This is a genomic window from Ensifer adhaerens (assembly GCF_002940685.1).
GTDB classification, from domain to species: domain Bacteria; phylum Pseudomonadota; class Alphaproteobacteria; order Rhizobiales; family Rhizobiaceae; genus Ensifer; species Ensifer adhaerens_E.
The window spans coordinates 40,261-60,717 of the sequence record NZ_PNFP01000013.1; the positions used below are offsets into that span (position 1 = coordinate 40,261).

Here is a 20,457-nt window from a genome sequence, read left to right on the forward strand (position 1 = left end):
AGGTAAAGTATCTGGTCCCTGAGGCCGGCGCTGCATCAAACGAATTCGACGGTTGCCTTTGCCTCGTTGACGACCCAGTCGATGAACACTTTGGCGAGCGGCGAGCGTTCGCGGTGTCTCTGCGTTATGACGTAGTAGCCCTTGGTCTCCGACTTGATGGCGCCTTTGAGGAGGCGCACCAGTGCGCCCTGAGCAAGCTCTTCACCCGCCGTGATGTTGTCGCCCATGGCAATTCCGATGCCGCAGCGCGCGGCCGCCAGATTCTGGTTGAAGTCCTCGAAGCTCAGGCGCCGCACCGTTGCCGGGATCTCCTGACCGTGATGGCGAAACCAGTCGTTCCAGTGCGTCGAGCCAACGCCGTCAAGAAGGACGTGGCGCGTCAGGTCCCTGGTGCGTTTGATGTCGCCGTCGCGGTTGAGGAGGATGGGGCTGCAGACCGGAAAGAACTCCATCTGCTTGAGCGGCGTCGCATCGCCTTTGGCGGCAGCAGGATCGCCGAACATAATGGCGAGATCCGCCTGGCTGTCAGGAAACGGCTCGCCCCATTCCGGCATGGACAAAACCTGCAGTTCGACGCGCTCGTAGCGCTCGTAGAACCTCCCCAGTCGCGGCACCAGCCAGCGTGTCGCGAAGGCGGGCATGCAGCGTACGGCAAGCCTTCCTGCGATCGGGTTCCGTTGCAGCCCGAGCACGGCGTCGTTGAGCGTCTCGAACGATTGGGTGAGCTTCGCAAAAAGCTCTTGCCCCTGCGGCGTGAGCACGAAGCTGTCGCGCGATTTCGTCGCCAGGGCGAAACCAAAATGTTCCTCCAACTGCCGGAACTGCTTGCTGACCGCGCCGGGCGTCACGTGCAATTCGTTGGCAGCCTTTGTCAGGCTTCTGTTGCGAGCGCTCGCCTCGAAGGCGCGTAGGGCATTGAGTGGCGGCAATCTCGACATCTGGTCCCCTCCGATCGAACCTCCTTCTTGAGAAAACCTCAAGTATGACTGGAAATCAATTCGATATGAGGGAGGAAAACGATACGTTAGCATCTCCTTTATCGAAACAGGCCGGGCCGATTGCCGCTACCGGCTCGCATAGGGGGACCAGACGTGAACGCCGCACCGCCCAAGAAAAAGGATCTCTATTCCGCGACGATCAAGTATTTCGGCTCCGTTCCCGATCCGGCCTTCGAAGCGCCGGAGCGGCTCGCCCGCCTTTGGGGGCGCAACTGGGGATGCGACAACGATGTCGGGACGCTGCGCAGCGTCTTGATGCACCGTCCCGGCGACGAGTTCTCAATCATCGACCGCAGCAAGCGCATTGAGGAGATCGGCACCTACGGCGACCTCGAAACCGGCTGGTACTGGCAGAGCGACAGCATTCCGACGCTCGAAGAGCTGCAGGCCCAGCATGACGGTCTTGCCGATTTGCTGCGCGCCGAAGGCGTCGAGGTCGTCTATGTCGAGGGCGTCGATCGCGGCCGGTTCAAGTCCGTCTATACCCGTGACTCCTGCATCGCCGTCAAGGGCGGCGCGATCGTTCCGCGGCTGGCGCCGCGCATGCGCCACGGCGAGGAGTTGCCGGTGACGCGGACGCTGGCAAAGCTCGGCATGCCCGTGCTTCGCACCCTGCATGGAACCGCCATGGCCGAAGGGGGAAGCTTTGCCTGGCTCAACAGCCGCACCGCCGTCATCGGCCGCGGCATCCGCATCAACGACGATGGCATCAGCCAGATCGCCGAGGTCCTGCGCTATCAGGGCGTCGAACTGCTGGTGGTCGACCTCTGCGGCTACGACATCCATATCGACGGGCATTTCCTGATGATCGACGTCGACCTTGCGCTGATCTGGCCGCGCGGCCTCTCCTTCGTCTTCCTCGAAAAGCTGCGCCAGCTCGGCATCCGCACGATCGAGATGAACGAGGACGACAACCCGTGGATCGTCAATGGCCTGGCGATCGCGCCCGGCCGGGTGATCATGCCTCGCGGGCTTTCGGACCGCACCCGCGAGGCGCTGGCCCGCAACAATGTCACCGTGATCGAGATCGACTACGACAAGGTGCAACTTAACGGCGGCGGTATCCATTGCTCGACGAGTCCGCTAATCCGCGACAGCGTCGATTGATCGGAGGCAGCCATGCCAGCCCATATTTCCATTCGCAAAGCCTGCAAGTCCTTCGGGAGTTTCGAGGCTCTGAGAAACGTCTCGCTCGACATCGAGAAGGGGGAGTTCCTCACCTTTCTCGGCCCGTCCGGATCGGGCAAGTCGACGCTTCTGAACGCGATTGCCGGCTTCGAACCACTGTCGTCGGGCGCGATCTTGAAAAATGGCGAGGACATCGGCGCGACGCCGGCCGACAGGCGCAACTTCGGCATGGTGTTTCAGGGCTATGCGCTCTTCCCGCATCTGACCGTTGTCGAAAACATCGGCTTTTCGCTCCGCGTGCGGAAGGTGGCGCGGACCGAAGTGGAAGGGCGTGTGGCCCGCATGGTCGACCTCGTGGGCCTGAGGGGACATGAGCACAAACGCCCCTCGGCGCTGTCAGGCGGACAGCAGCAGCGCGTCGCACTCGCCCGCGCGCTGGTGTTCGAGCCGGAGCTTTTGCTCCTCGACGAGCCGCTGTCGGCGCTCGACAAGAACCTGCGCGAGCAGTTACAGGACGAACTGGTTGATATCCACCGCAAGACCGGCACGACCTTCCTGTTCGTCACCCACGACCAGATGGAAGCGATGGCCATGTCCGATCGCATCGCGATCTTCGATCGCGGCCGCATCGTTCAGCTCGACCGGCCGAACGTGCTCTACGACGAGCCCAACTCACGTTTCGTCGCCGAGTTTCTCGGCACGATGAACACGTTGCCGGTCTCTCGGCAACGGGCGGTCGCAGGCGAGCTGCATGCGCATGTCGGCGAGTTCGGTGTGCGGGCAATGCTGCCTGACGCCGAGCAGTTGGCGGGTAAGCCAGCCGTGCTGGCGATCCGCCCGGAAAAGCTGACGCTTTGCCGCGAGCGACCGAAGGCCGACTACAATCTTTTGCCGATGACCATCGACGGCGTCATCTTCCAGGGCGGGACCACCATCGTCAAAGGCAGCGCGCCCGAGGGCGCCAGCCTGACGCTGACGACGGCGCGCGATGCGCTCGGAAATCCACCCTCGCGCGGCGAACAGCTCTGGGTGCGCTGGGGTCACCTCGACGGGCGGGTGCTCGCCGGCTGACGACGTTTCAAATGCATGAGAACCAAACAACAAAAAGGGGAAATGCTGTGAATAATGACCTGAAGACGGAATGCCTCGAACTCCTGAAGGATAGTCACCTTGCCGGCCGCATCGACCGGAGGACGTTCCTGACGGGCCTCGTCCTGCTCGGCGTCGCGCCACATCTTGGGCCCCGATCGGCGCGCGCTGCGGATGGTCAGCTTGTCGTCACCAACTGGGGTGGCGACGCCGTCGGCGCCTTCGAGACGGCGCTGACCGGCAGCTACGCCGAACAGCAGGGCATTGCGGTCAAGATCGACGGCTCCGGCCCGACCAAGGGCGCGATGAAGGCGCAGTTCGAGAGCGGCGCTGTCTCCTGGGACGTTTGCGATGCCGATCCGGGCGCGACGAAGTCCTTGGGCGAGGCCGGCATGATCGAGCCGATCGACTACAAGGTGGTCGACCGCGAGAAGGTGCAGGCGGGCTTTGCCTACGAATACAGCGTCGCCAACTATTTCCTGAGCTACGTCATCGCCTATGACGCCAAGCAGTTCGGCGACAATCCGCCGAAATCCTGGGCGGATTTCTGGAACGTCGAGAAATATCCAGGCAAGCGCTCGCTCTACAAGTGGATGTCGGGCTGCATGGAGGCGGCACTTCTTGCCGACGGCGTGCCGATGGATCAGCTCTACCCGCTCGACGAGGAACGGGCGATCCGCAAGCTCAACGAGATCAAGCCGCATATCGTCAGCTTCTGGGATTCGGGTGCCGAGAGCCAGCAACTGATGCGCGACGGCGAGGCCTCGATGGCGCTGATGTGGCACACGCGCGCCAATCTCGTGGAAAAGGATACCGGTGGCGCCGTCAGCTGGACCTATGCTCAAGGTGTTCTTGCGCCGTCGGGCTGGGCGGTGATCAAGGGCAATCCGGCCGGATCCGCCCGGGCGATGGACTTCATCCGCTATTGTCAGGATCCGGCGCGCCAGGTCGATCTGCTGCGAACGCTCGGCTGCGGACCGACCAACCCGCTTGCTCACGATCTCGTGCCGGCGGAGCTGAAGCGGCTTGACTGCAGTTCGGCCGAAAACATGTCGCAGCAGGTGCTGATGGACATGGACTGGTACTCGGCCCGCGGCGACCAGGCGCTCGAAAAATACCTGGCGATGACCGCGTCATGATGCGGGCGCAGTCGACCCCTGTCAGGCGCTACGCCGCAACCGGATCGTTGGCAATGCTCTGGGCATTGCCAGTCATCCTGACGCTTGCCTATGTGCTGCCCTTTGCCGGTGTGACGCTCTGGAGCGTCACCCGGCCGGAGCTCGGCCTTCAAAACTACGTCCGCATCTTCACCGGCGCGGACTTCCAGGCGATTTTCTTCAGAACCGCATGGGTGTGCCTGGTGAGCACCGCGATCACCATTCCGATCGCCTATCTGCTCGCCTATTACTGGGTGATGGGCAGCGGGCGTCGCAGCCGCCTGGTCGAAATCTGCATCTTCATCCCGTTCTGGATTTCGGTGCTGGTGCGCGCCTTCGGCTGGGTGGTCATCCTGCGCAACAACGGGCTTGCGAGCGATGTCGCCAATGCCTTCGGCCTCGGCGGACTTTCGACGGGCCGGAACGTCTGGTCGGTCATAACAGGCATGGTGCATTTCATGGTGCCTTTCGCGGTCCTGCCGATGGCGTCGGTCATGCGCAAGATCGACAGGCGCGTGCTCTTGGCAGCGCTGGGGCTCGGTTGCCGGCCGCTCGGCGTCTTCTGGCGGATCTACCTGCCGATGTCGCTGCCCGGCGTCTTTTCGGCCCTGGCGATGACCTTCATCTTCTCACTCGGCTTCTTCGTCACCCCGATGATCCTCGGCGGCGGACGGGTGGTGCTGACGGCGGAAACCGTCTTCGTGCAGATGTTCCAGACGGCAAACTGGGGGCTTGGCGCCGCGCTCGGCGTCGTGCTGCTCGTCGCCGTCTTTGCCATCCTCTGGCTGTCGCAGCGCGTCATGCGCATCGAACAACTCATGTCGCGGTAGGGCAGATATGTTTGGCAAATCACGTCTTGGCGGTTTTCTTGCCGGTGCATCCGGGCTCTTCCTGCTCCTGCCGCTCGTCGCCGTCATTCCCTTTTCCTTCACCGCCAAGCGCTTTCTGTCCATGCCGGACGGGGAATATTCGCTCCGGCACTACGTCGCGATCTTCGATCCGGACACCTGGCTCGCAAGCATCGGCACAAGCACGCTTGTCGCGCTGCTGTCGAGCGTGATTGCAACGGCGCTCGCCGCGGCCTTCGGCATAGGCATCTGGTTGCGCCGACCGGCAAGCGGGCGTTTCCTGATTGGCCTTGTCCTGTTGCCGATCATCGTCCCGCCCGTCACCTCGGCGGTCGCGCTCTACTTCCTCCTGGCGCAGATCGGCTTGCTCGACACGGTCCCGGGGCTGGTGCTTTCCCATGTGGTGATGATCGTGCCGTTCGCCGTCATCGCCATCCTTGGGGCACTCAGTCGGCTGGACAGGAACCTGGAGCTTGCTGCCCGAAATCTCGGAGCGAGCCAGATGCAATCGATCATCATGGTCATCCTGCCGAACATTCGCTTCGGTCTCTTTGCTGCCTGGTTCGTCAGCCTCGTCATGTCCTGGGAAGAAAGCTCGGTCACCCTGTTTGTCAGCGGCGTCAACGTCATCACGTTGCCGAAGCGCATATGGGACAACCTACGCCTGGACCTTGATCCGGCGGTTGCCGCCATCTCGGTGATCATGATCCTGGCGACCACCCTGGTTATCCTGTTGCGCAAGTCCGAAACATGAAGCCAACCGGCAAGGTGCGGCTCGATCACTTTGCCAAATCAATGTCTTGAGCCTTGATCGGCAGAGGCTGGCGGCGCCCGTTGGTGTCGCTTTGGCGAGGGCGGCCCACAGGGCCGCCTTTTTGCGTTTCCAGAGCGGTCCCGCGTTGCCCGGCACTGGTACCCCCTCTGGGGGACTAACGCCCTTGGTCGGTGCCACGCATAGTTTCTCCATGCCGAGCGGTGTGTCGCTCCCGCCGGCCCGAGTGGAGGAGAACCATGCAGCGCGCCATCAAACACCCCGATCCAAGGCCGCGGGCCGAAAGCAACATCGTGCCGATGGCTGGTTCCGATCCGGTCCGGCATCCAAACAGCGTGGCTGCCGAGGTGCGAAACCTTCGCAAGACCTACAATGCCGGCACGCCGCATGCCCACGAAGCGCTTAAGGACGTCGACCTTTCCATTCGCGCCAACGAGTTCTTCACGCTGCTCGGTCCCTCCGGCTGCGGCAAGACGACGTTGCTGCGCATTCTCGGCGGCTTCGAGATGCTGACATCCGGCACGTGCCGCATTTTCGGCGAGGACGTCAGCCGCCTGCCGCCTGAGGCGCGGCCGGTCAATACCGTGTTCCAGCAATATGCGCTGTTTCCGCACATGACGGTCCGCCGCAACATCGCTTTCGGGCTGGAGATGCTCGGCAAGCCGCGTGCCGAGGTCGAAAGCACCGTCGAGCGTATGCTCGATCTCGTACACATGACCGACTACGCCGATCGCCGACCGGACACGATGTCGGGCGGCCAGCGCCAGCGCGTCGCCCTTGCCCGCGCGCTCGCACCGCAACCGAAGCTGCTCTTGCTCGATGAGCCGCTGTCGGCGCTCGACCTGAAGCTCCGGCAGAAGATGCGGCTGGAACTGAAGTCGCTGCAGCGCGAGACCGGCATCACCTTCATCTTCGTCACTCATGACCAGGAAGAAGCGCTGGCGATGAGCGACCGCGTCGCTGTCATCAGCAATGGCCATCTGCAGCAAGTGGGCACGCCCGAGGATATCTACGAGCAGCCCCAGAGCCGCTTCGTTGCCGATTTCATCGGCGAATCGAACCTGATCGAGGCGAAGGTCGCGGGTGTCACCGGCGGCGAGGCGTCGCTCGATATCGAGGGCTTTGGTAAGGTCCATGCGCCGGTTGCCGAGCGCGTCGAGGACGGACAAAAGGTCTGGCTCTCGATCCGCCCGGAACGGCTGGTTCTTGGGTCCGGCGACGGACAGGAACGCGCAAAGGTCACGGATCGCACCTATCTCGGCAACGCCGTCGAATACCACCTGCACGTTGGAGAACACGCGCTCACCGCCCGCTCGCCGCGCGGCGGCCTGCGCGGCCGGCAGGACTTCGCACCCGGCGACGTCGTCAGCGTCGGTTTCGAACCCGGCTCCATCAAGGTGCTCCTGTCATGAGCGCCCGGCCACTCGCTCTGTCCTCGCGCATCCCGGCCAGGGTCGCCCATGCCGGCCTGCTGTGGCCGTCGCTGGGCGTCATCCTGGCGTTCATGGTCGCGCCAATCGCGATCATGCTCACCTATTCGTTCCTTGTTCCCGGCGCCTATGGCGGCGTCGAGTGGACGTTCTCCACGGCCGCGTACGAGCAGATCCTGTTCGAGCGTGATTTCCTCGACGACAGCCTGACGTTTACGCCCGACTATCTGATCATCGTCGCGCGCTCGCTGTTGCAGGCGACGGTCGCGACGCTTCTCTGCCTCGTGATCAGCGTGCCGACCGCCTATTACATCGCGACCCGGCCCGACCGGGTGAAGAACATCTGGCTGTTCCTGATCACCATCCCCTACTGGGTGAACCTTCTGATCCGCACCATCGCGCTGCTCTTCGTGCTGCGTGACGACGGCCCGATCAACAGCGCCTTGATCGACGTCGGCGTCATCGGACAGCCGCTGGCGCTGAGCTATAACGGCTTCGCCATCTCGCTCGGGCTGATCTACTCCTTCCTGCCGTTCATGGTGCTGCCGCTCTATTCGGCCTTTGAACGGTTCGATTTCCGGCTGCTGGAAGCAGCCTACGATCTCTATGCCAGCCGCAGGGTGGCCTTCTTCCGCATCGTGCTGCCGGTCATGCGGCCGGGGCTGATCGCCGGCAGCCTGCTCGTGTTCATCCCCTCCGTCGGCTCCTATCTCGCGCCCGACATTCTCGGCGGCGGCAAGACGCTGATGATCGGCAATTTGATCGGTACGCAGTTCCAGGCGGCGCGCAACTGGCCGTTCGGTGCTGCGCTCTCGATGATCCTGCTCACCATCACCCTCATCGTCCTTTTCTGGCTGGCCCGGCGCGCCGCGCAGCAGCAAATGAACTGAGAGAGGTCCGCCATGTCCACCGCCCGCTTGCGCGACCTGCGCGTCTTTCCAGGCTTCGGTCTTCTCTCCGTCGGCTGCGTCGTCTTCCTCTATGCGCCGATCGTCGTATTGGCGATCTACTCCTTCAACGACGGCCGGTCCGTCACCCGTTGGGCAGGTTTCTCCTTCCGATGGTATCAAACGGTCTTTGCCAATCAGAACATCCAGACAGCCGCCATCAATTCGGTGGTGATCGCCGTGATCGCGGCGACCGTCGCCACGGTCTTTGCTCTCGGCGCCGCCATCGCGACGGTCAATCGCAAGAAGGGCGGCGGCGAAGGCGCCTATGTCGTGCTCACCTTCCCGCTGATGGTGCCGGAAATCGTCACGGCCGTCGCCTCGCTGGTCTTCTTTGTCGCCGTCGGTATCAGCCTCGGCTTCGCCACTATCCTGATCGCCCACATCGTCTTCTGCATCCCCTTTGCCTATTTGCCGATCAAGGCGCGGCTCGAAAGCATGGACGGGACGCTGCCGTCGGCCGCGGCCGACCTCTACGCCTCTCCGGCAAAGGCATTCCTGCGCATCACCCTGCCGCTCCTGGTGCCCGGTCTCGTCTCCGGCTGGTTGCTCGCCTTCATCATCTCGCTCGACGATTTCATCATCACTGCGCTCGTCGCCGGTCCCGGTGCCACGACCCTGCCGCTGCACATCTACGGCATGCTCAGGCTCGGCATGACGCCCGAGGTCAATGCGATCTCGACGCTGATGCTCGCCGCTTCGACCGTGCTGGTGCTGATTTCCGGGCTGCTTGGACAGGCGGGCCGCAAGCACTGAGCCCCGCGAAAAACTACGAAAATCAAAAAGAGAAAGGGAACATACAATGAAAAAAAGTGCCATTTTCGCTGCCCTGCTTGCCTCGACCTCGGCCGTACCCGCGTCCGCAGCCGGCGACCTCTTCATCTACACCTGGGGCGAATACACGCCGCCCGAAATGGTCGAGAAGTTCGAGAAGACCTATGGGGTCAAGGTCCATATCGACACCTATGATTCCATGGAGACCATGCTTGCCAAGCTGAAGTCCGGTGCTGGCGGCTACGACATCATCGTGCCCGGTCACGATACGATGACGATCCTGATCGGCGAGAAGCTGCTCGAGCCGATCAACGTTTCGGCGATGCCGAATTACCAGCATGTCGACGAGATGTGGCGCGACGTCTTCTGGGACAAAGGGCGCCTCTATTCGGCACCCTGGGCCTGGGGCTCGACCGGCCTTGCCGTCGATCGCGACATCGTCAAGGGCGACGACACGTCGCTGAAGATCCTGTTCGAACCGGATGACGCGGTGAAGGGCAAGATCAACATGCTGCGCGACGTCAACGACGTCATCAACATGGCGCTGCGCTATCTCGGCAAACCACGCTGCAACGACAACCCCGAAGACCTGAAGGCGGTGCTCGACCTGCTCACGACGCAAAAGCAGTTCGTCAAGAGCTACAACTCCGAGACCAAGGAACTGCTGGTTTCGGGCGAGGCCGCCGTCTCCATGAGCTGGAACGGCTACGCCATGCGCGCCCGCGACGAGCGGCCGTCGATCGAATACATCTACCCGAAGGAAGGCTACACCGGCTGGATGGACAATGTCGCGGTGCCGAAGGGCGCGCCCGACATCGAGAACGCCAAGCTCTGGATCAACTTCATCATGGATCCGGAAAACGCGGCGATGATCACCAACTACGCCCGCTACGCCAACGGCATCAAGGGCTCGGAAGCCTTCGTCGACAAGGCGCTCGCCGGCGCGCCGGAACTGAGCCCGCCCGAAAGTGCGCCGGCGCCGGAGTTCCTGACCGCCTGCACGCCCGCCGTCACCAAACTTTATGACCGCGTCTGGACCAAGCTTCTGCGCTGACCCCGCGGAAACCGCGCCTCATGCCATTCTGGAGAAGAAAATGACCATCGTTCAATCCGTTGCAGCCGTCGGCTCCGACCGGCCGAACAACCGCTCGGCCTTCGAGAAGGACCGGGATCACGTTCTGCACCCCTATACCGATTTCTCGACCTTTGCTGCGACCGGCAGCCAGATCATCGAGAAGGCCGAAGGCGCCTATGTCGTCGACAGCACGGGACGGCGGCTGCTCGACGGCATTGCCGGCCTCTGGTGCGTCAACATTGGCCATGGCCGCCGCGAGATGGCCGACGCCATCGCCGCCCAGGTCATGGACATGGACTACTACAATCCCTTCGGCGCGTCGGGGAACGTACCTGCGGCCGAGTTGGGCGCGCGGCTTGCCGAGCTTGCGCCCGGCAGCCTCAACCATGTCTATTACACCTGCGGCGGCTCGACCGCCAACGATGCGGCTGTTCGTATCGTGCACTATTACTTCGCCATGCGCGGCAAGCCGGGCAAGCGCAAGATCATCTCGCGCAACAACGCCTATCATGGCGCCACCTACGTGGCGGCGGCGCTGACCGGCATCCACGGCACCAAATACGGCTTTGCCCAGGTCGGCGAGGACTTCATCCATCACGTCTCGGCCGCCGATTGTTATGCGCGCCCGGACGGCATGAACGAGGAGGCCCATTGCGATCACTTGGTACGCGAGTTCGAAACGCGCATCGAGCAACTCGGTCCTCAGAATGTCGCCGCCTTCATCGCCGAGCCGATCATGGGTGCGGGCGGCGTGCTGGTCGCGCCGAAGGGCTACCACAAGCGCATGCAGGCGGTCTGCCGCCGCAACGATATCCTCTACATCGCGGACGAGGTGGTGACCGGCTTCGGCCGGCTCGGTGAATGGTTCGCCTCCGACGCGATCTATGAGACGCAGCCCGATATCCTGGTTTCGGCCAAGGGCATCACGTCCGGCTACATCCCGCTTGGCGCAACACTGATTTCCGACGAGATCTACGAGGTCATCAGCCGTCCGCAATGCGAAGGCGGCGTGTTCTCGATGGGGCTCACCTATTTCGGCCACCCGGTCGCCTGCGCGGCGGCGCTGACCAACATCGACATCATGGAACGGGAAAGGCTGTTGCCGCATGCGGCGAAAACCGGAGCGCATCTGCAGAACCGGGCAAAAGCCCTTCTCGCCCACGACATCGTCGGCGACGTGCGCGGCGCCGGCCTGATGCTCGGCATCGATCTCGTTGCCGACAAGGCGACGAAGACGCCTCTGCCGGCCCACGAAAAGGCGAGCGAAACGATCTTCCAGGGCTGCGTCGCTCGCGGCGTCATCGTCCGTCCGGTCGGCAATCGTCTCATCGTATCGCCACCTTTGATCGTCACGGAGGCCGAGTGCGACACCATCGTTTCCGCCCTGTCGGAATCGATCACCGCCTTCATGGCATCCCGCGCTTGAGGAGCAAGATATGAGCGAAGTGACCGTCGCAGCGACACAGATGGCCTGCAGCTGGAACATCGACGAGAACATCGAAAAGGCCGAGGAACTGGTGCGGCTTGCCCATGAGGATGGCGCTCAGATCATCCTGTTGCAGGAGCTTTTCCAGACGCCCTACTTCTGCCTGGAGCAGACGATCGATCACCTCGGTCTGGCGGCGAGCCTCGGCGAGGATCGAGCGGTCCGTCATTTCCGGGCGATTGCGAAGGAGATCGGCGTGGTTCTGCCGATCTCCTACTACGAGAAGGCGGGACCGGCACAGTACAACTCGCTCGCGATCATCGATGCTGACGGCGAGATCGTCTGGAATTATCGCAAGTCCCACATCCCGCAGGCGCCGGGCTACGAGGAGAAGTTCTACTTCAGCCCGGGCGATACCGGCTTTCGGGCCGTCGACACGAAACATGCGCGGATCGGCTGCGGCATCTGCTGGGACCAGTGGTTTCCCGAAACCGCCCGGACCCTTGCCTTGCAGGGGGCGGAGCTTCTGTTCTTCCCGACGGCGATCGGCAGCGAACAGAAGGCCGAGATCGACAGTTCCGGCCATTGGCGCCGCACGATGCAGGGGCATGCGGCCGCCAACATGGTGCCAGTCATCGCCTCCAACCGGGTTGGCAGCGAAGCGGCCGGCGGCAACGAGGCACTGTTCTACGGCACGTCCTTCATCGCCGACCATACGGGTGCAATCGTTGCCGAGGCCAACCGGACGGACGAGACCTATTTGACGGCGCGCTTTGATCTTGACGCGGTCCGCGCATTCCGCCGCAGCTGGGGCATCTACCGCGACCGCCGGCCGGATCTCTACGGCGCCCTCCGCACCCTCGATGGCCAGACGGCGATAGCCTGACTGTCGTCTCCAATCTTATCAACCGAACAACAACGGAAAGAGCCCGGTTGCCGGCGGCCGCGATGCCACAGCCGTGCAGCCCGGTGAAAGGATACGAACCCATGAAGAACCAGACACCACGCGAAGCCGGGTTTCGCATGCCGGCCGAATGGGAACCGCATAAACGCACCTGGATGATGTGGCCCTGCCGTCACGAGGTCTGGGACGATATTGCCGCCACCCGCCGCGACTATGCCGCCGTCGCCCACGCGATCTGCGAGTTCGAACCGGTGACGATGGCTGCGCGGCCGGAAGACATGGCCGAAGCCCGCGCCATTCTCGACCCTTCGATCGATCTCGTCGAGGCCGAGATCAACGACAGCTGGGCGCGCGATGCCGGCCCCTGCTTCCTGACGGCGGCCGACGGGCGTCGCGCCGGGGCACGCTTCAAGTTCAATGCCTGGGGCGGCAAGTATCACCCCTTCAGCGGCGATGCCGCGTTTTCCGGTCTGGTGCTGGAAAAAGCTGGGGTCGCCGGCTTCGTGTCGAACCTGATTGCTGAAGGCGGCGGCGTCAGCGTCGATGGTGAGGGCACGATCATCACCACCGAAACCTGCTTTCCGAACCGCAACCGCAATCCCGGCTGGAGCCGTGATGACATCGAGCGCGAGCTTCTCGACATGCTCGGTGGCGAAAAGGTGATCTGGCTGCCCGGCAATCCGATCGAAGACGAAACCGACGGCCATGTGGATGGCATCGCCGTTTTCGTCGCGCCCGGCGTCGTCCTGATGGAGAGCCCAAGCGATGAAGATAACGAATGGAACGACTACATCCGCCTGAATCTGGAGGCGATGCAGGGCCAGACCGATGCCAAGGGACGGCCGATCCGGATCGTCACCGTTCCTGAAGCGGTCGACGCGCCGTCGGATCACCCGAAGTTCTGCCGTTCCTATGTCAATTCCTACCTCGTCAACGGCGGCGTGGTCATGCCCTGCTATGGCATCGAGACCGACACGGCCGTGCGGCAGATGTTCCGCGAGCTGTTCCCCGATCGACGGGTGCGCGAAGTCCGGATCGACAACATTGCCATCGGCGGAGGCGGCATCCATTGCATTACCCAGCAGGAACCGCTTTGATCGTCGAGGGGAACTTGACGACAAGGCGGGGAATGACGGGATTTCCGTTTGAACAGATGACAATGATCGGCAAGGCCGTGGCTGCGATCGGCAGCCCGGCCTTTCCGGACGCATTGAGGCAACTCTGCCTCGACGTCTACGGCTTCGACAGCCTGTTCGTCTCGGTCTTTTCCGCCGACCAGCCACCGCTACAGCTCTACAGCGACCTTGATCCGGAGGCGACCAGGCGCACGATCGGACCTTATCTCGGTTTCGCCTACCTGCTCGATCCGTTCTACAGCCTCTATCTGAGCGATCCCGGCGACCGGGTGGTGAGCCTCGACGACTGTGCGCCGGACGATTTTCGCGAGAGCGAATACTACCGCATGTTCTATGCCGAAACCGGGCTCTACGACGAAATCGTCATGCTGGTCGCAAGCGCCGAGGGCACCGCGATCGCGTTGTCGCTCGGGCAGCGGACGGAGGACTGCCGCCCTGGTCCGCAGGCCCGCGCCCATCTCGATGGCTTGTTGCCGGTGGTCTCCGAGCTTTGCCGCAAGCACTGGCCGCAGCCGGTTGCCGGATCGACTGCTACCGAGCCCGCAGCCGATATGGTGTTCGCCACGCTGTCGCAGTTGAAGGTGAGCACGCGCGAGGGGGAGATCATCCGGCTGATGCTCAAAGGGCATTCGACCAAGAGCATCGCGCGCATCCTCGGCAACAGCCCGGAAACGGTGAAGGTTCACCGCAAGCGCATCTATTCCAAGCTCAAGATCTCCTCGCAGGGCGAATTGTTCTCGCTCCTGCTCGGAGGTGCCAGCGGATAGCTTAGTTGCCGGAGAACAGGCCTTCCGCATCATAAACCGGATCGCCCTGCAGCAATGTCGCCTCGACCGTGGCCTTGCCGATCTCCTTGACCGGAATGTCGAAGATATCCTTGTCGATGACCACGAGGTCGGCGAACTTGCCGGGCTCGATCGTACCCGTCTTGTCTTCCTGGTTCAGAAGTTTCGCCGGGTTGATCGTCATCCATTTGACCGCCGTTTCCACGTCCGGTGCGCCATCCTTCTTCCGCTCAAGCGCTGTCTGGATCTTGATCAGCGGCGAGAGCTCGTCGGCGTCGAAGTCGCTGCTCATCACCACGGTCGCGCCCGTCTTCTCGATGCTTCCGGCCGGCATCATGCTGTCGGCGCGCTCGCCGATGAACTTGCGGATGAAGCTGTCATAGTCGCGGCTGAGCGAACTCGGCGCCAGCTGAAAATCGGCAACGACGCCCTCGTCCTTGAACCTGTGATAGTCGGATGTGTCGAGCAGGTAGATATGTGTGAGGCGATGCGGGCCGGGCTCCGGGTCCGACTGTGCGATGGCGTCGAGCGCAAGGCGTGCGCCGCGGTCGCCGGTCACATGATAGTGCAGCTTGAAGCCCTTCTCAGAGAGCACCTTGGAGTAACGGTCGAGCGTCGCCTCGTCGAAATAGAGGAATCCGCTGTCGAAGCCGTGGTCGATGCCGGGGCCTTGTCTGTAGGGCGCGAGCAGAGCGCCGGTGCGCTGTTCGAGAATGCCGTCGACATAGATCTTCGCCTGGTTGAACTTCAAAAGCCGGTTCGGATCGTTGCTGTAGAAATTCGAGAGCGTTTCCACCTGCTCGTCGAAGGGCAGGTCGGGATAGACATAGAGCGCGTTGGCGGCTCTCAGCGTCAGCGTGTCGTTCTTTTCGGCCATCTGCCAGGCCTTCAGGTGCCCTTGCGGCCAAAAACCGCCGGCATCGCTGACGGTGGTGATGCCGTTTTCGGCCATCGTCTTTAAGGTCGGCAGCATGCTTTCATAGGCGAACTTGACGTTTTCGGGCGTATCCGGAAAGGCAAGGTTGCGCAGTTTCTGCTGGGCGTTCTCAAGCACGATGCCATTGGGCGCACCGGTCTTTTCATCGCGCAGGATGATGCCGCCGGGCGGATTGCCTTCGATCTTGTCGTAGCCGGCGGCCTCAAGTGCTGCGCTGTTGGCCCAGGCGCCGTGACCGATATCGTCGAGGATCAGGATCGGCTGGTCGCTGGAAATCTTGTCGAGCACACCGACGGGATCGTCGGTTTCGTCGAGCAGGTTGGTCATGCTGACGCCGGAGCCGACCACCCAATCGGTTTCGCTCTCCTTCACGCAATCGCGCACCGTCGCTTTTGTCTCTTCCAGCGATGCAAAGGCGTCGAATTCGCAGAGGCTTGCGTTGACGCCCGCTTCAATCAGATGCACGTGCGCATCCTGGAACCCAGGCAGGACCAGCTTGCCGCCGAGCCTGACGACATGCGCGCCCTCGCCCGCCATTTCCAGCACGCCCGCCTCGTCGCCGACGGCAAGGATTACGCCGTCCTCGTCGATCGCCACGGCCTCCGCCAGCGGCGCGGCGGGGTTCATCGTGCGAACCTTGGCATGGGTGATGACAAGCGTTTCGGCGACCGCAGCGCTCGCGCTGCAAAGTGCCGAAGCGGCCAATAGAAGACCTGTCAGCGATCGCAGCGTTTTCCTGGTGTTTTGGGACATGGGGTCCATACCTTTCCTGTCGGACTTCCTCACTACCACGCCCGCAGCATCAATGCAGGTGAACTCTCCCTTTGATATGGCGGGCGCGTGTTGCTGACAGCGATGCATTTGGTCGCTGTCAGTGTTGCTGGCCCTCAATCGAGCGTGACCCAGACCGACTTGGACTGAGTGTTGTCGATCAAGGCCTGCAGACATTTGTCACGGCCATGGCCGGAGAGCTTCCAGCCGCCCCAGGGCTGGCTCATGTCGCCGTTCATGTAGCCGTTGATCCAGACCATGCCGCATTCGAGATCACGCGCGATGCGGTGCGCGGCGCTGAGGTTTGAAGTCCAGACGCCGGCGGCAAGGCCGTATGGACTGTCGTTGGCAATCCTCACGGCATCGTCGACGCCGTCGTGTGGAATGATTGCCCCGACCGGTCCGAAGATTTCCTCCTGGGCGATCTTCATGCGGTTGTCGACGCCGGCAAAAAGCGCCGGCGCCACGAAGCACGCCGCTTCGGCGGCCCGATCGGCGGTATCCCCGCCAAGGACCTGCGTGGCTCCTTCCTTGCGGGCGCTGTCGATGTAGTCGAGCACGCGGCCCTGGTGGGTCTTGTTGACCAGCGGCCCCATGGTGGTCTCAGGATCGAGCGGATCGCCCGGCCGGTACTTCCGCGCGGCGTGGCCGGCGACAAGATCACAGAATTCGTCGTGAATGCTTCGTTCGACCAGAATCCGCGATCCAGCCGAGCAGACTTCACCCTGATTGCCGAACAGCCCGTCGGCGATCTTCTCGGCGACGGATGAGAGATCCTCCACATCGGCAAGCACGATCTGCGGCGACTTGCCGCCGAGTTCGGCCGAAACCGCCTTGAGGTTGGTGTCGGCGGCGTAGCGATACATCTGCCGGCCGATCGCCGTCGAACCGGTAAAGGCAATCTTTTCGACATGCATCGAGCGCGCCAGCGCCTGGCCGGCGACGGCGCCACGTCCGGGCACGACGTTGAACACGCCATCAGGACCGCCTGCCTCCAGGAACAGGCGACCGAGCACAAGCGCGCTCAGCGACGTGTCCTCGGCCGGCTTCAGGACGACGCAGTTGCCCGCGGCAAGTGCCGGCGCGACTTTCCAGACCGCCATCATCAGCGGATAATTCCACGGCGTGATGCAGCCGACGACGCCGAGCGGTTGACGCAGGATGTAGTGCAGCGCGTCCGAATTCGTGACTGGCGCGCTGCCAGCAATCTTGTCGATGCTTTCGGCCAAGAAACGCATGGTCAGTACCGCGCCGGGCACGTCGATCGCGCCCATTTCCGCGATTGGCTTGCCCATCTCCAGCGTATCGAGCACCGCCAGAACGGCGCCGTTCTCGGCGATCAGTTCGGAGAAACGGGTGAGAATATCGACACGCTGCCGCAGGCGCATGCGCGACCAGACGCCCTGCCGGAACCGTTTGGCGGCGGCATCGCAAGCCGCCTCGATATCGGCTGCATTGCCGCAGGCAATGTTGGCGACAACGGTGCCGGTTGCGGGATTGACCGATGCCAGCGTTTGCCCATCTGCGGCTGCACGGAACTGTCCGTCGATCAGCAGGCGCGTTTCGGGTCGGAGCGCTTCTGCGATGCGGTGCCATCGTCTATCTGCCGTCGTGTCCATGACCTGCCTCCACGTTGATCCGTATCCGGAATTTTCTAGCGAGCATGGCAGGCTCCATCACAGTCCCCCACAAGGGTGACTGGCGCTGCAGCGCGCGGCCAACAAGGTTAACCGGACAAGAGCATGCGCAAGGAGGATCGAGATGCGGCACGCGATCAATGGGGAGCGGTTGTGGACACGGCTGATGGCAATGGCGGAAGTCGGCGCCACGCCGGAGGGGGGCTCGTGCCGGCAAGCGCTTTCGGACGCGGATGAGGCCGGCCGTGCGCTGTTTCTAGGCTGGTGCGCGCAGCGCGCCTACCGGATCCGAAGGGACCGGATCGGCAACCTCTTCATTCGCCGCGCGGGCCGCGATCCCGCTGCACCGCCGGTCCTGATCGGCAGCCATCTCGATACCCAGCCGACCGGCGGTCGCTTCGACGGTGTGCTGGGTGTGCTCGCCGGACTGGAAGTTCTGGAGACACTGGATGACAGATCGGTGGAAACCATCAGCCCGATCGAGCTCTGCGTCTGGACCAATGAAGAAGGGTGCCGTTTCCAACCGGCGATGATGGGCTCAGGCGTCGCCTGCGGCGTGCTTGATCTGGAAACGGTTCTGGCCACTCGCGACAGCGCAGGGGTCGCGGTCGACGATGATCTCGTCCGGCACGGTTACGATCGTGAAGCCCTGCCCCAGCTACCCGCCGCTGATTGCTATTTGGAGCTGCATATCGAGCAGGGACCGATCCTCGAGGCGGAGGGCAGGACCATCGGCGTCGTCACTGGCGGCCAGGGCATCCGGTGGTACGAGATCTCGCTCGTCGGCGAGGAAACCCATGCCGGGCCGGTGCCGATGGCGATGCGCAAGGATCCCGTGCCTGTCCTCGCGCAGGTGATTGGCCTGGTTCAGGACATCGGCCGAACCGACGACCTGGCGCGCTGCACGATCGGCTGCATCGAGCTCTTTCCGAGTTCGATCAACGTCGTTCCCGGTCGGGTGGAGCTGGCGGTCGACCTCAGGCATCCGGATGAAACGGTTCTTGAGGGAATGCACCGGCGGCTCCTGAACGGGCTGGACGCCCTCTTGAGAAGCCATGAGGAAATCGGCGTCCACGGACGTCTGCGCTGGCATTCACCCGTGGTGGCCTTTGACGGCGCGTTGATCCAGGCGGTGAGGGAAGGCGCCAGAGACCGTCAGCTGACCAATCGCGACATCGTCTCGGGCGCCGGCCACGATGCCTTCAATCTCGCAAGGCGCGTGCCGACCACGATGATTTTCGTCCCGTGTCGCGGTGGCATCAGCCACAACGCCAATGAATACGCGACGCCGGCTGATGTCACCGCTGGCGCGAACGTGCTTCTGGACGTGGTATTGACGCGAGCCCGGCCCGAAGAAGCGGCGTGCGGCTCGGACGCTTTTCTCCGGCAATGTTGAAGGGGCAAGTCAAAGGTCAGCGACAAGCGTCGTCGGCCAGGGGCTATGCCCAGCTAGATCCTTCGGCAGGAGTTGCCAGGGACGAATTTCGGGGCGAGCACAAAATCCTCCGGCGGCTCGACGGCGCCCTGGGGGCTGCGGATGCGGTGCATCAGGCGGCGCGCTATGATGCTGCCGAGGGCCAAGGTATCCTGAACCACCATCGTAATGCGCGGCGTGATGACCGAACTCCATTGCACATTGTCGATCATGGCGAGCGAGATGTCCTCGGGACAACGGAAGCCCAGTTCCTGCATGGCCTGCAGCGCCGAGAGCGCCACGGTGTTGTTGGCGCCGAGGATCGCGGTTGGGCGCTCGTGCTGGATGAGCAGCCGCATCGCCGCCTCGTAGCCGGCAGTGCGCGTGAACTGCCCATCGACGACGAAATTCGGATTCACATCGATGCCGGCATTTGCCATGGTCTCGGCAAAGCCGCGATAGCGCTCGGTTGCCGTATGCATATGGCTAGGGCCGGTGATGAAGGCGATGCGCCTGTGGCCGAGCTGCAGAAGATGTTCTGTCAGCATCGCGCCGGCAAGGTAATTGTCGGAACCGACGAAATCGCGCTCTATCCCTGCTACCTTCTGGTCGAAGCACACGATCGGCACGTTCAGGCCGGCGACGAACGCGACATAGTCCTGATCGTAACCTGATGGCGCAAGCGCCAAGCCGGCAGTCTTCAGGCCGATCAAGTGCTCGACCATCGCCCTCTCGCGATCCGTTTTTCCGGAAGAATCGGTAACGACGACGAAGTGCTCGTGGTCGAGAGCGTAGTTTTCCAGCTCGCGCCGGATATCGCCGAAGAACGGGTTGCCGACATTGCCCACCACGAAGCCGATCATGCGGCTACGCCCGCGCGCCAGGCTCTGCGCAAGCGGATCGGCAACGAAGCCGACAGCAGCAATCGCCTGACGAATCTTCTCCCGCGTCTTCTGACTGACACGCGCCGGATTGCTTAAGGCAAGCGACACCGTCGAGACGGATACGTCAGCAAGCTTGGCGACGTCGCGTATCGTGGCCATGAATCTCTCGAACCGTTTCTATTTCCCTCGACCTTCCGATCAAAAGTGCTTTGCTTGATGATCCCTGGCCACAACCCTAGCATTTGTCGCCCATGAAGCAATATGCCGAAAGAGATTTCAACAGCGTGCTTGACATATCGAACATGAGATTCAATGATCAAATCGAACCGGTTCGATAGAACGCGA

The 20,457-nt window shown here is 62.8% G+C and carries 18 protein-coding genes; 14 read left to right on the forward strand and 4 right to left on the reverse strand.

Annotated elements, in window-relative coordinates:
- Positions 1–35 precede the first annotated feature (35 nt).
- The gene (locus C1A35_RS23720) at positions 36–1,031 is read right to left on the reverse strand and encodes a LysR substrate-binding domain-containing protein (protein WP_104666733.1); all 996 of its coding nucleotides are present in this window, start codon (positions 1,029–1,031) and stop codon (positions 36–38) included.
- Positions 1,032–1,091: 60 nt separating this feature from the next.
- Between C1A35_RS23720 and C1A35_RS23725 the strand changes: the two genes are divergently transcribed.
- The 13 genes from C1A35_RS23725 (at position 1,092) to C1A35_RS23785 (ending at position 14,451) form a co-directional block, all read left to right on the forward strand.
- Complete coding sequence (locus C1A35_RS23725; RefSeq protein WP_104666734.1) at positions 1,092–2,105, forward strand: dimethylarginine dimethylaminohydrolase family protein; 1,014 nt, start codon at positions 1,092–1,094, stop codon at positions 2,103–2,105.
- Positions 2,106–2,117: 12 nt separating this feature from the next.
- Positions 2,118–3,197, forward strand: coding sequence for an ABC transporter ATP-binding protein (locus C1A35_RS23730; RefSeq protein ID WP_104666735.1), 1,080 nt, complete (start codon positions 2,118–2,120; stop codon positions 3,195–3,197).
- 47 nt (positions 3,198–3,244) lie between these two features.
- A complete protein-coding gene (locus C1A35_RS23735; RefSeq protein ID WP_199773007.1) occupies positions 3,245–4,354 on the forward strand; it encodes an ABC transporter substrate-binding protein in 1,110 nt (369 codons plus the stop codon).
- Positions 4,351–5,202, forward strand: a complete 852-nt coding sequence (locus C1A35_RS23740) for an ABC transporter permease (protein WP_234822970.1) — start codon at positions 4,351–4,353, stop codon at positions 5,200–5,202. The genes C1A35_RS23735 and C1A35_RS23740 overlap by 4 nt, the downstream gene beginning before the upstream one ends.
- A gap of 7 nt (positions 5,203–5,209) precedes the next feature.
- Positions 5,210–5,974, forward strand: coding sequence for an ABC transporter permease (locus C1A35_RS23745; protein WP_104666737.1), 765 nt, complete (start codon positions 5,210–5,212; stop codon positions 5,972–5,974).
- Positions 5,975–6,231: 257 nt separating this feature from the next.
- A complete protein-coding gene (locus C1A35_RS23750) occupies positions 6,232–7,404 on the forward strand; it encodes an ABC transporter ATP-binding protein (protein WP_440271558.1) in 1,173 nt (390 codons plus the stop codon).
- Positions 7,401–8,312 (forward strand): ABC transporter permease, encoded by a 912-nt coding sequence (locus tag C1A35_RS23755; RefSeq protein ID WP_104666738.1) that lies wholly within the window; start codon positions 7,401–7,403, stop codon positions 8,310–8,312. Before C1A35_RS23750 ends, C1A35_RS23755 begins: the two co-directional genes overlap by 4 nt.
- A gap of 12 nt (positions 8,313–8,324) precedes the next feature.
- The gene (locus C1A35_RS23760; RefSeq protein WP_104666739.1) at positions 8,325–9,125 is read left to right on the forward strand and encodes an ABC transporter permease; all 801 of its coding nucleotides are present in this window, start codon (positions 8,325–8,327) and stop codon (positions 9,123–9,125) included.
- A 46-nt stretch (positions 9,126–9,171) separates the two neighbouring features.
- On the forward strand, positions 9,172–10,197 hold the full coding sequence (locus tag C1A35_RS23765; protein ID WP_104666740.1) for an extracellular solute-binding protein: 1,026 nt from the start codon (positions 9,172–9,174) through the stop codon (positions 10,195–10,197).
- Between the two features lie 40 nt (positions 10,198–10,237).
- Positions 10,238–11,644 carry an aminotransferase gene (locus tag C1A35_RS23770; protein ID WP_104666741.1) on the forward strand — a complete coding sequence of 469 codons (1,407 nt, stop codon included), beginning with the start codon at positions 10,238–10,240 and terminating at the stop codon, positions 11,642–11,644.
- Positions 11,645–11,654: 10 nt separating this feature from the next.
- Entirely contained in the window at positions 11,655–12,530 is an 876-nt protein-coding gene (aguB, locus tag C1A35_RS23775; RefSeq protein ID WP_104666742.1) for an N-carbamoylputrescine amidase, read from the forward strand.
- Between the two features lie 101 nt (positions 12,531–12,631).
- Entirely contained in the window at positions 12,632–13,645 is a 1,014-nt protein-coding gene (locus C1A35_RS23780; RefSeq protein ID WP_199773008.1) for an agmatine deiminase family protein, read from the forward strand.
- 32 nt (positions 13,646–13,677) lie between these two features.
- A complete protein-coding gene (locus C1A35_RS23785; RefSeq protein WP_104666743.1) occupies positions 13,678–14,451 on the forward strand; it encodes a helix-turn-helix transcriptional regulator in 774 nt (257 codons plus the stop codon).
- A gap of 1 nt (position 14,452) precedes the next feature.
- Here C1A35_RS23785 and C1A35_RS23790 read toward each other — a convergent pair whose 3' ends face one another.
- Both C1A35_RS23790 and C1A35_RS23795 read right to left on the reverse strand, forming a co-directional pair.
- Positions 14,453–16,159 carry an amidohydrolase gene (locus tag C1A35_RS23790; protein WP_158665139.1) on the reverse strand — a complete coding sequence of 569 codons (1,707 nt, stop codon included), beginning with the start codon at positions 16,157–16,159 and terminating at the stop codon, positions 14,453–14,455.
- A 134-nt stretch (positions 16,160–16,293) separates the two neighbouring features.
- Positions 16,294–17,796, reverse strand: coding sequence for an aldehyde dehydrogenase family protein (locus C1A35_RS23795; protein WP_104666745.1), 1,503 nt, complete (start codon positions 17,794–17,796; stop codon positions 16,294–16,296).
- A 142-nt stretch (positions 17,797–17,938) separates the two neighbouring features.
- On the opposite strand from C1A35_RS23795, the gene C1A35_RS23800 reads away from it, so the two are divergent.
- The gene (locus C1A35_RS23800) at positions 17,939–19,210 is read left to right on the forward strand and encodes a Zn-dependent hydrolase (RefSeq protein WP_104666746.1); all 1,272 of its coding nucleotides are present in this window, start codon (positions 17,939–17,941) and stop codon (positions 19,208–19,210) included.
- 53 nt (positions 19,211–19,263) lie between these two features.
- On the opposite strand, the gene C1A35_RS23805 is transcribed toward C1A35_RS23800, so the two are convergent.
- On the reverse strand, positions 19,264–20,271 hold the full coding sequence (locus C1A35_RS23805; protein WP_104666747.1) for a LacI family DNA-binding transcriptional regulator: 1,008 nt from the start codon (positions 20,269–20,271) through the stop codon (positions 19,264–19,266).
- Positions 20,272–20,457: the final 186 nt, after the last annotated feature.

Excerpts from the sequence above, each read along its gene's own strand:
- C1A35_RS23720 (WP_104666733.1), bottom strand. The coding sequence starts at position 1,031 with ATGCTAACGTATCGTTTTCCTCCCTCATATCGAATTGATTTCCAGTCA.
- C1A35_RS23770 (WP_104666741.1), top strand. The coding sequence starts at position 10,238 with ATGACCATCGTTCAATCCGTTGCAGCCGTCGGCTCCGACCGGCCGAAC.
- aguB (WP_104666742.1), top strand. The coding sequence starts at position 11,655 with ATGAGCGAAGTGACCGTCGCAGCGACACAGATGGCCTGCAGCTGGAAC.
- C1A35_RS23760 (WP_104666739.1), top strand. The coding sequence starts at position 8,325 with ATGTCCACCGCCCGCTTGCGCGACCTGCGCGTCTTTCCAGGCTTCGGT.
- C1A35_RS23800 (WP_104666746.1), top strand. The coding sequence starts at position 17,939 with ATGCGGCACGCGATCAATGGGGAGCGGTTGTGGACACGGCTGATGGCA.
- C1A35_RS23745 (WP_104666737.1), top strand. The coding sequence starts at position 5,210 with ATGTTTGGCAAATCACGTCTTGGCGGTTTTCTTGCCGGTGCATCCGGG.
- C1A35_RS23785 (WP_104666743.1), top strand. The coding sequence starts at position 13,678 with ATGACGGGATTTCCGTTTGAACAGATGACAATGATCGGCAAGGCCGTG.
- C1A35_RS23750 (WP_440271558.1), top strand. The coding sequence starts at position 6,232 with ATGCAGCGCGCCATCAAACACCCCGATCCAAGGCCGCGGGCCGAAAGC.
- C1A35_RS23780 (WP_199773008.1), top strand. The coding sequence starts at position 12,632 with ATGAAGAACCAGACACCACGCGAAGCCGGGTTTCGCATGCCGGCCGAA.
- C1A35_RS23805 (WP_104666747.1), bottom strand. The coding sequence starts at position 20,271 with ATGGCCACGATACGCGACGTCGCCAAGCTTGCTGACGTATCCGTCTCG.
- C1A35_RS23795 (WP_104666745.1), bottom strand. The coding sequence starts at position 17,796 with ATGGACACGACGGCAGATAGACGATGGCACCGCATCGCAGAAGCGCTC.
- C1A35_RS23755 (WP_104666738.1), top strand. The coding sequence starts at position 7,401 with ATGAGCGCCCGGCCACTCGCTCTGTCCTCGCGCATCCCGGCCAGGGTC.
- C1A35_RS23730 (WP_104666735.1), top strand. The coding sequence starts at position 2,118 with ATGCCAGCCCATATTTCCATTCGCAAAGCCTGCAAGTCCTTCGGGAGT.
- C1A35_RS23740 (WP_234822970.1), top strand. The coding sequence starts at position 4,351 with ATGATGCGGGCGCAGTCGACCCCTGTCAGGCGCTACGCCGCAACCGGA.
- C1A35_RS23790 (WP_158665139.1), bottom strand. The coding sequence starts at position 16,159 with ATGTCCCAAAACACCAGGAAAACGCTGCGATCGCTGACAGGTCTTCTA.
- C1A35_RS23765 (WP_104666740.1), top strand. The coding sequence starts at position 9,172 with ATGAAAAAAAGTGCCATTTTCGCTGCCCTGCTTGCCTCGACCTCGGCC.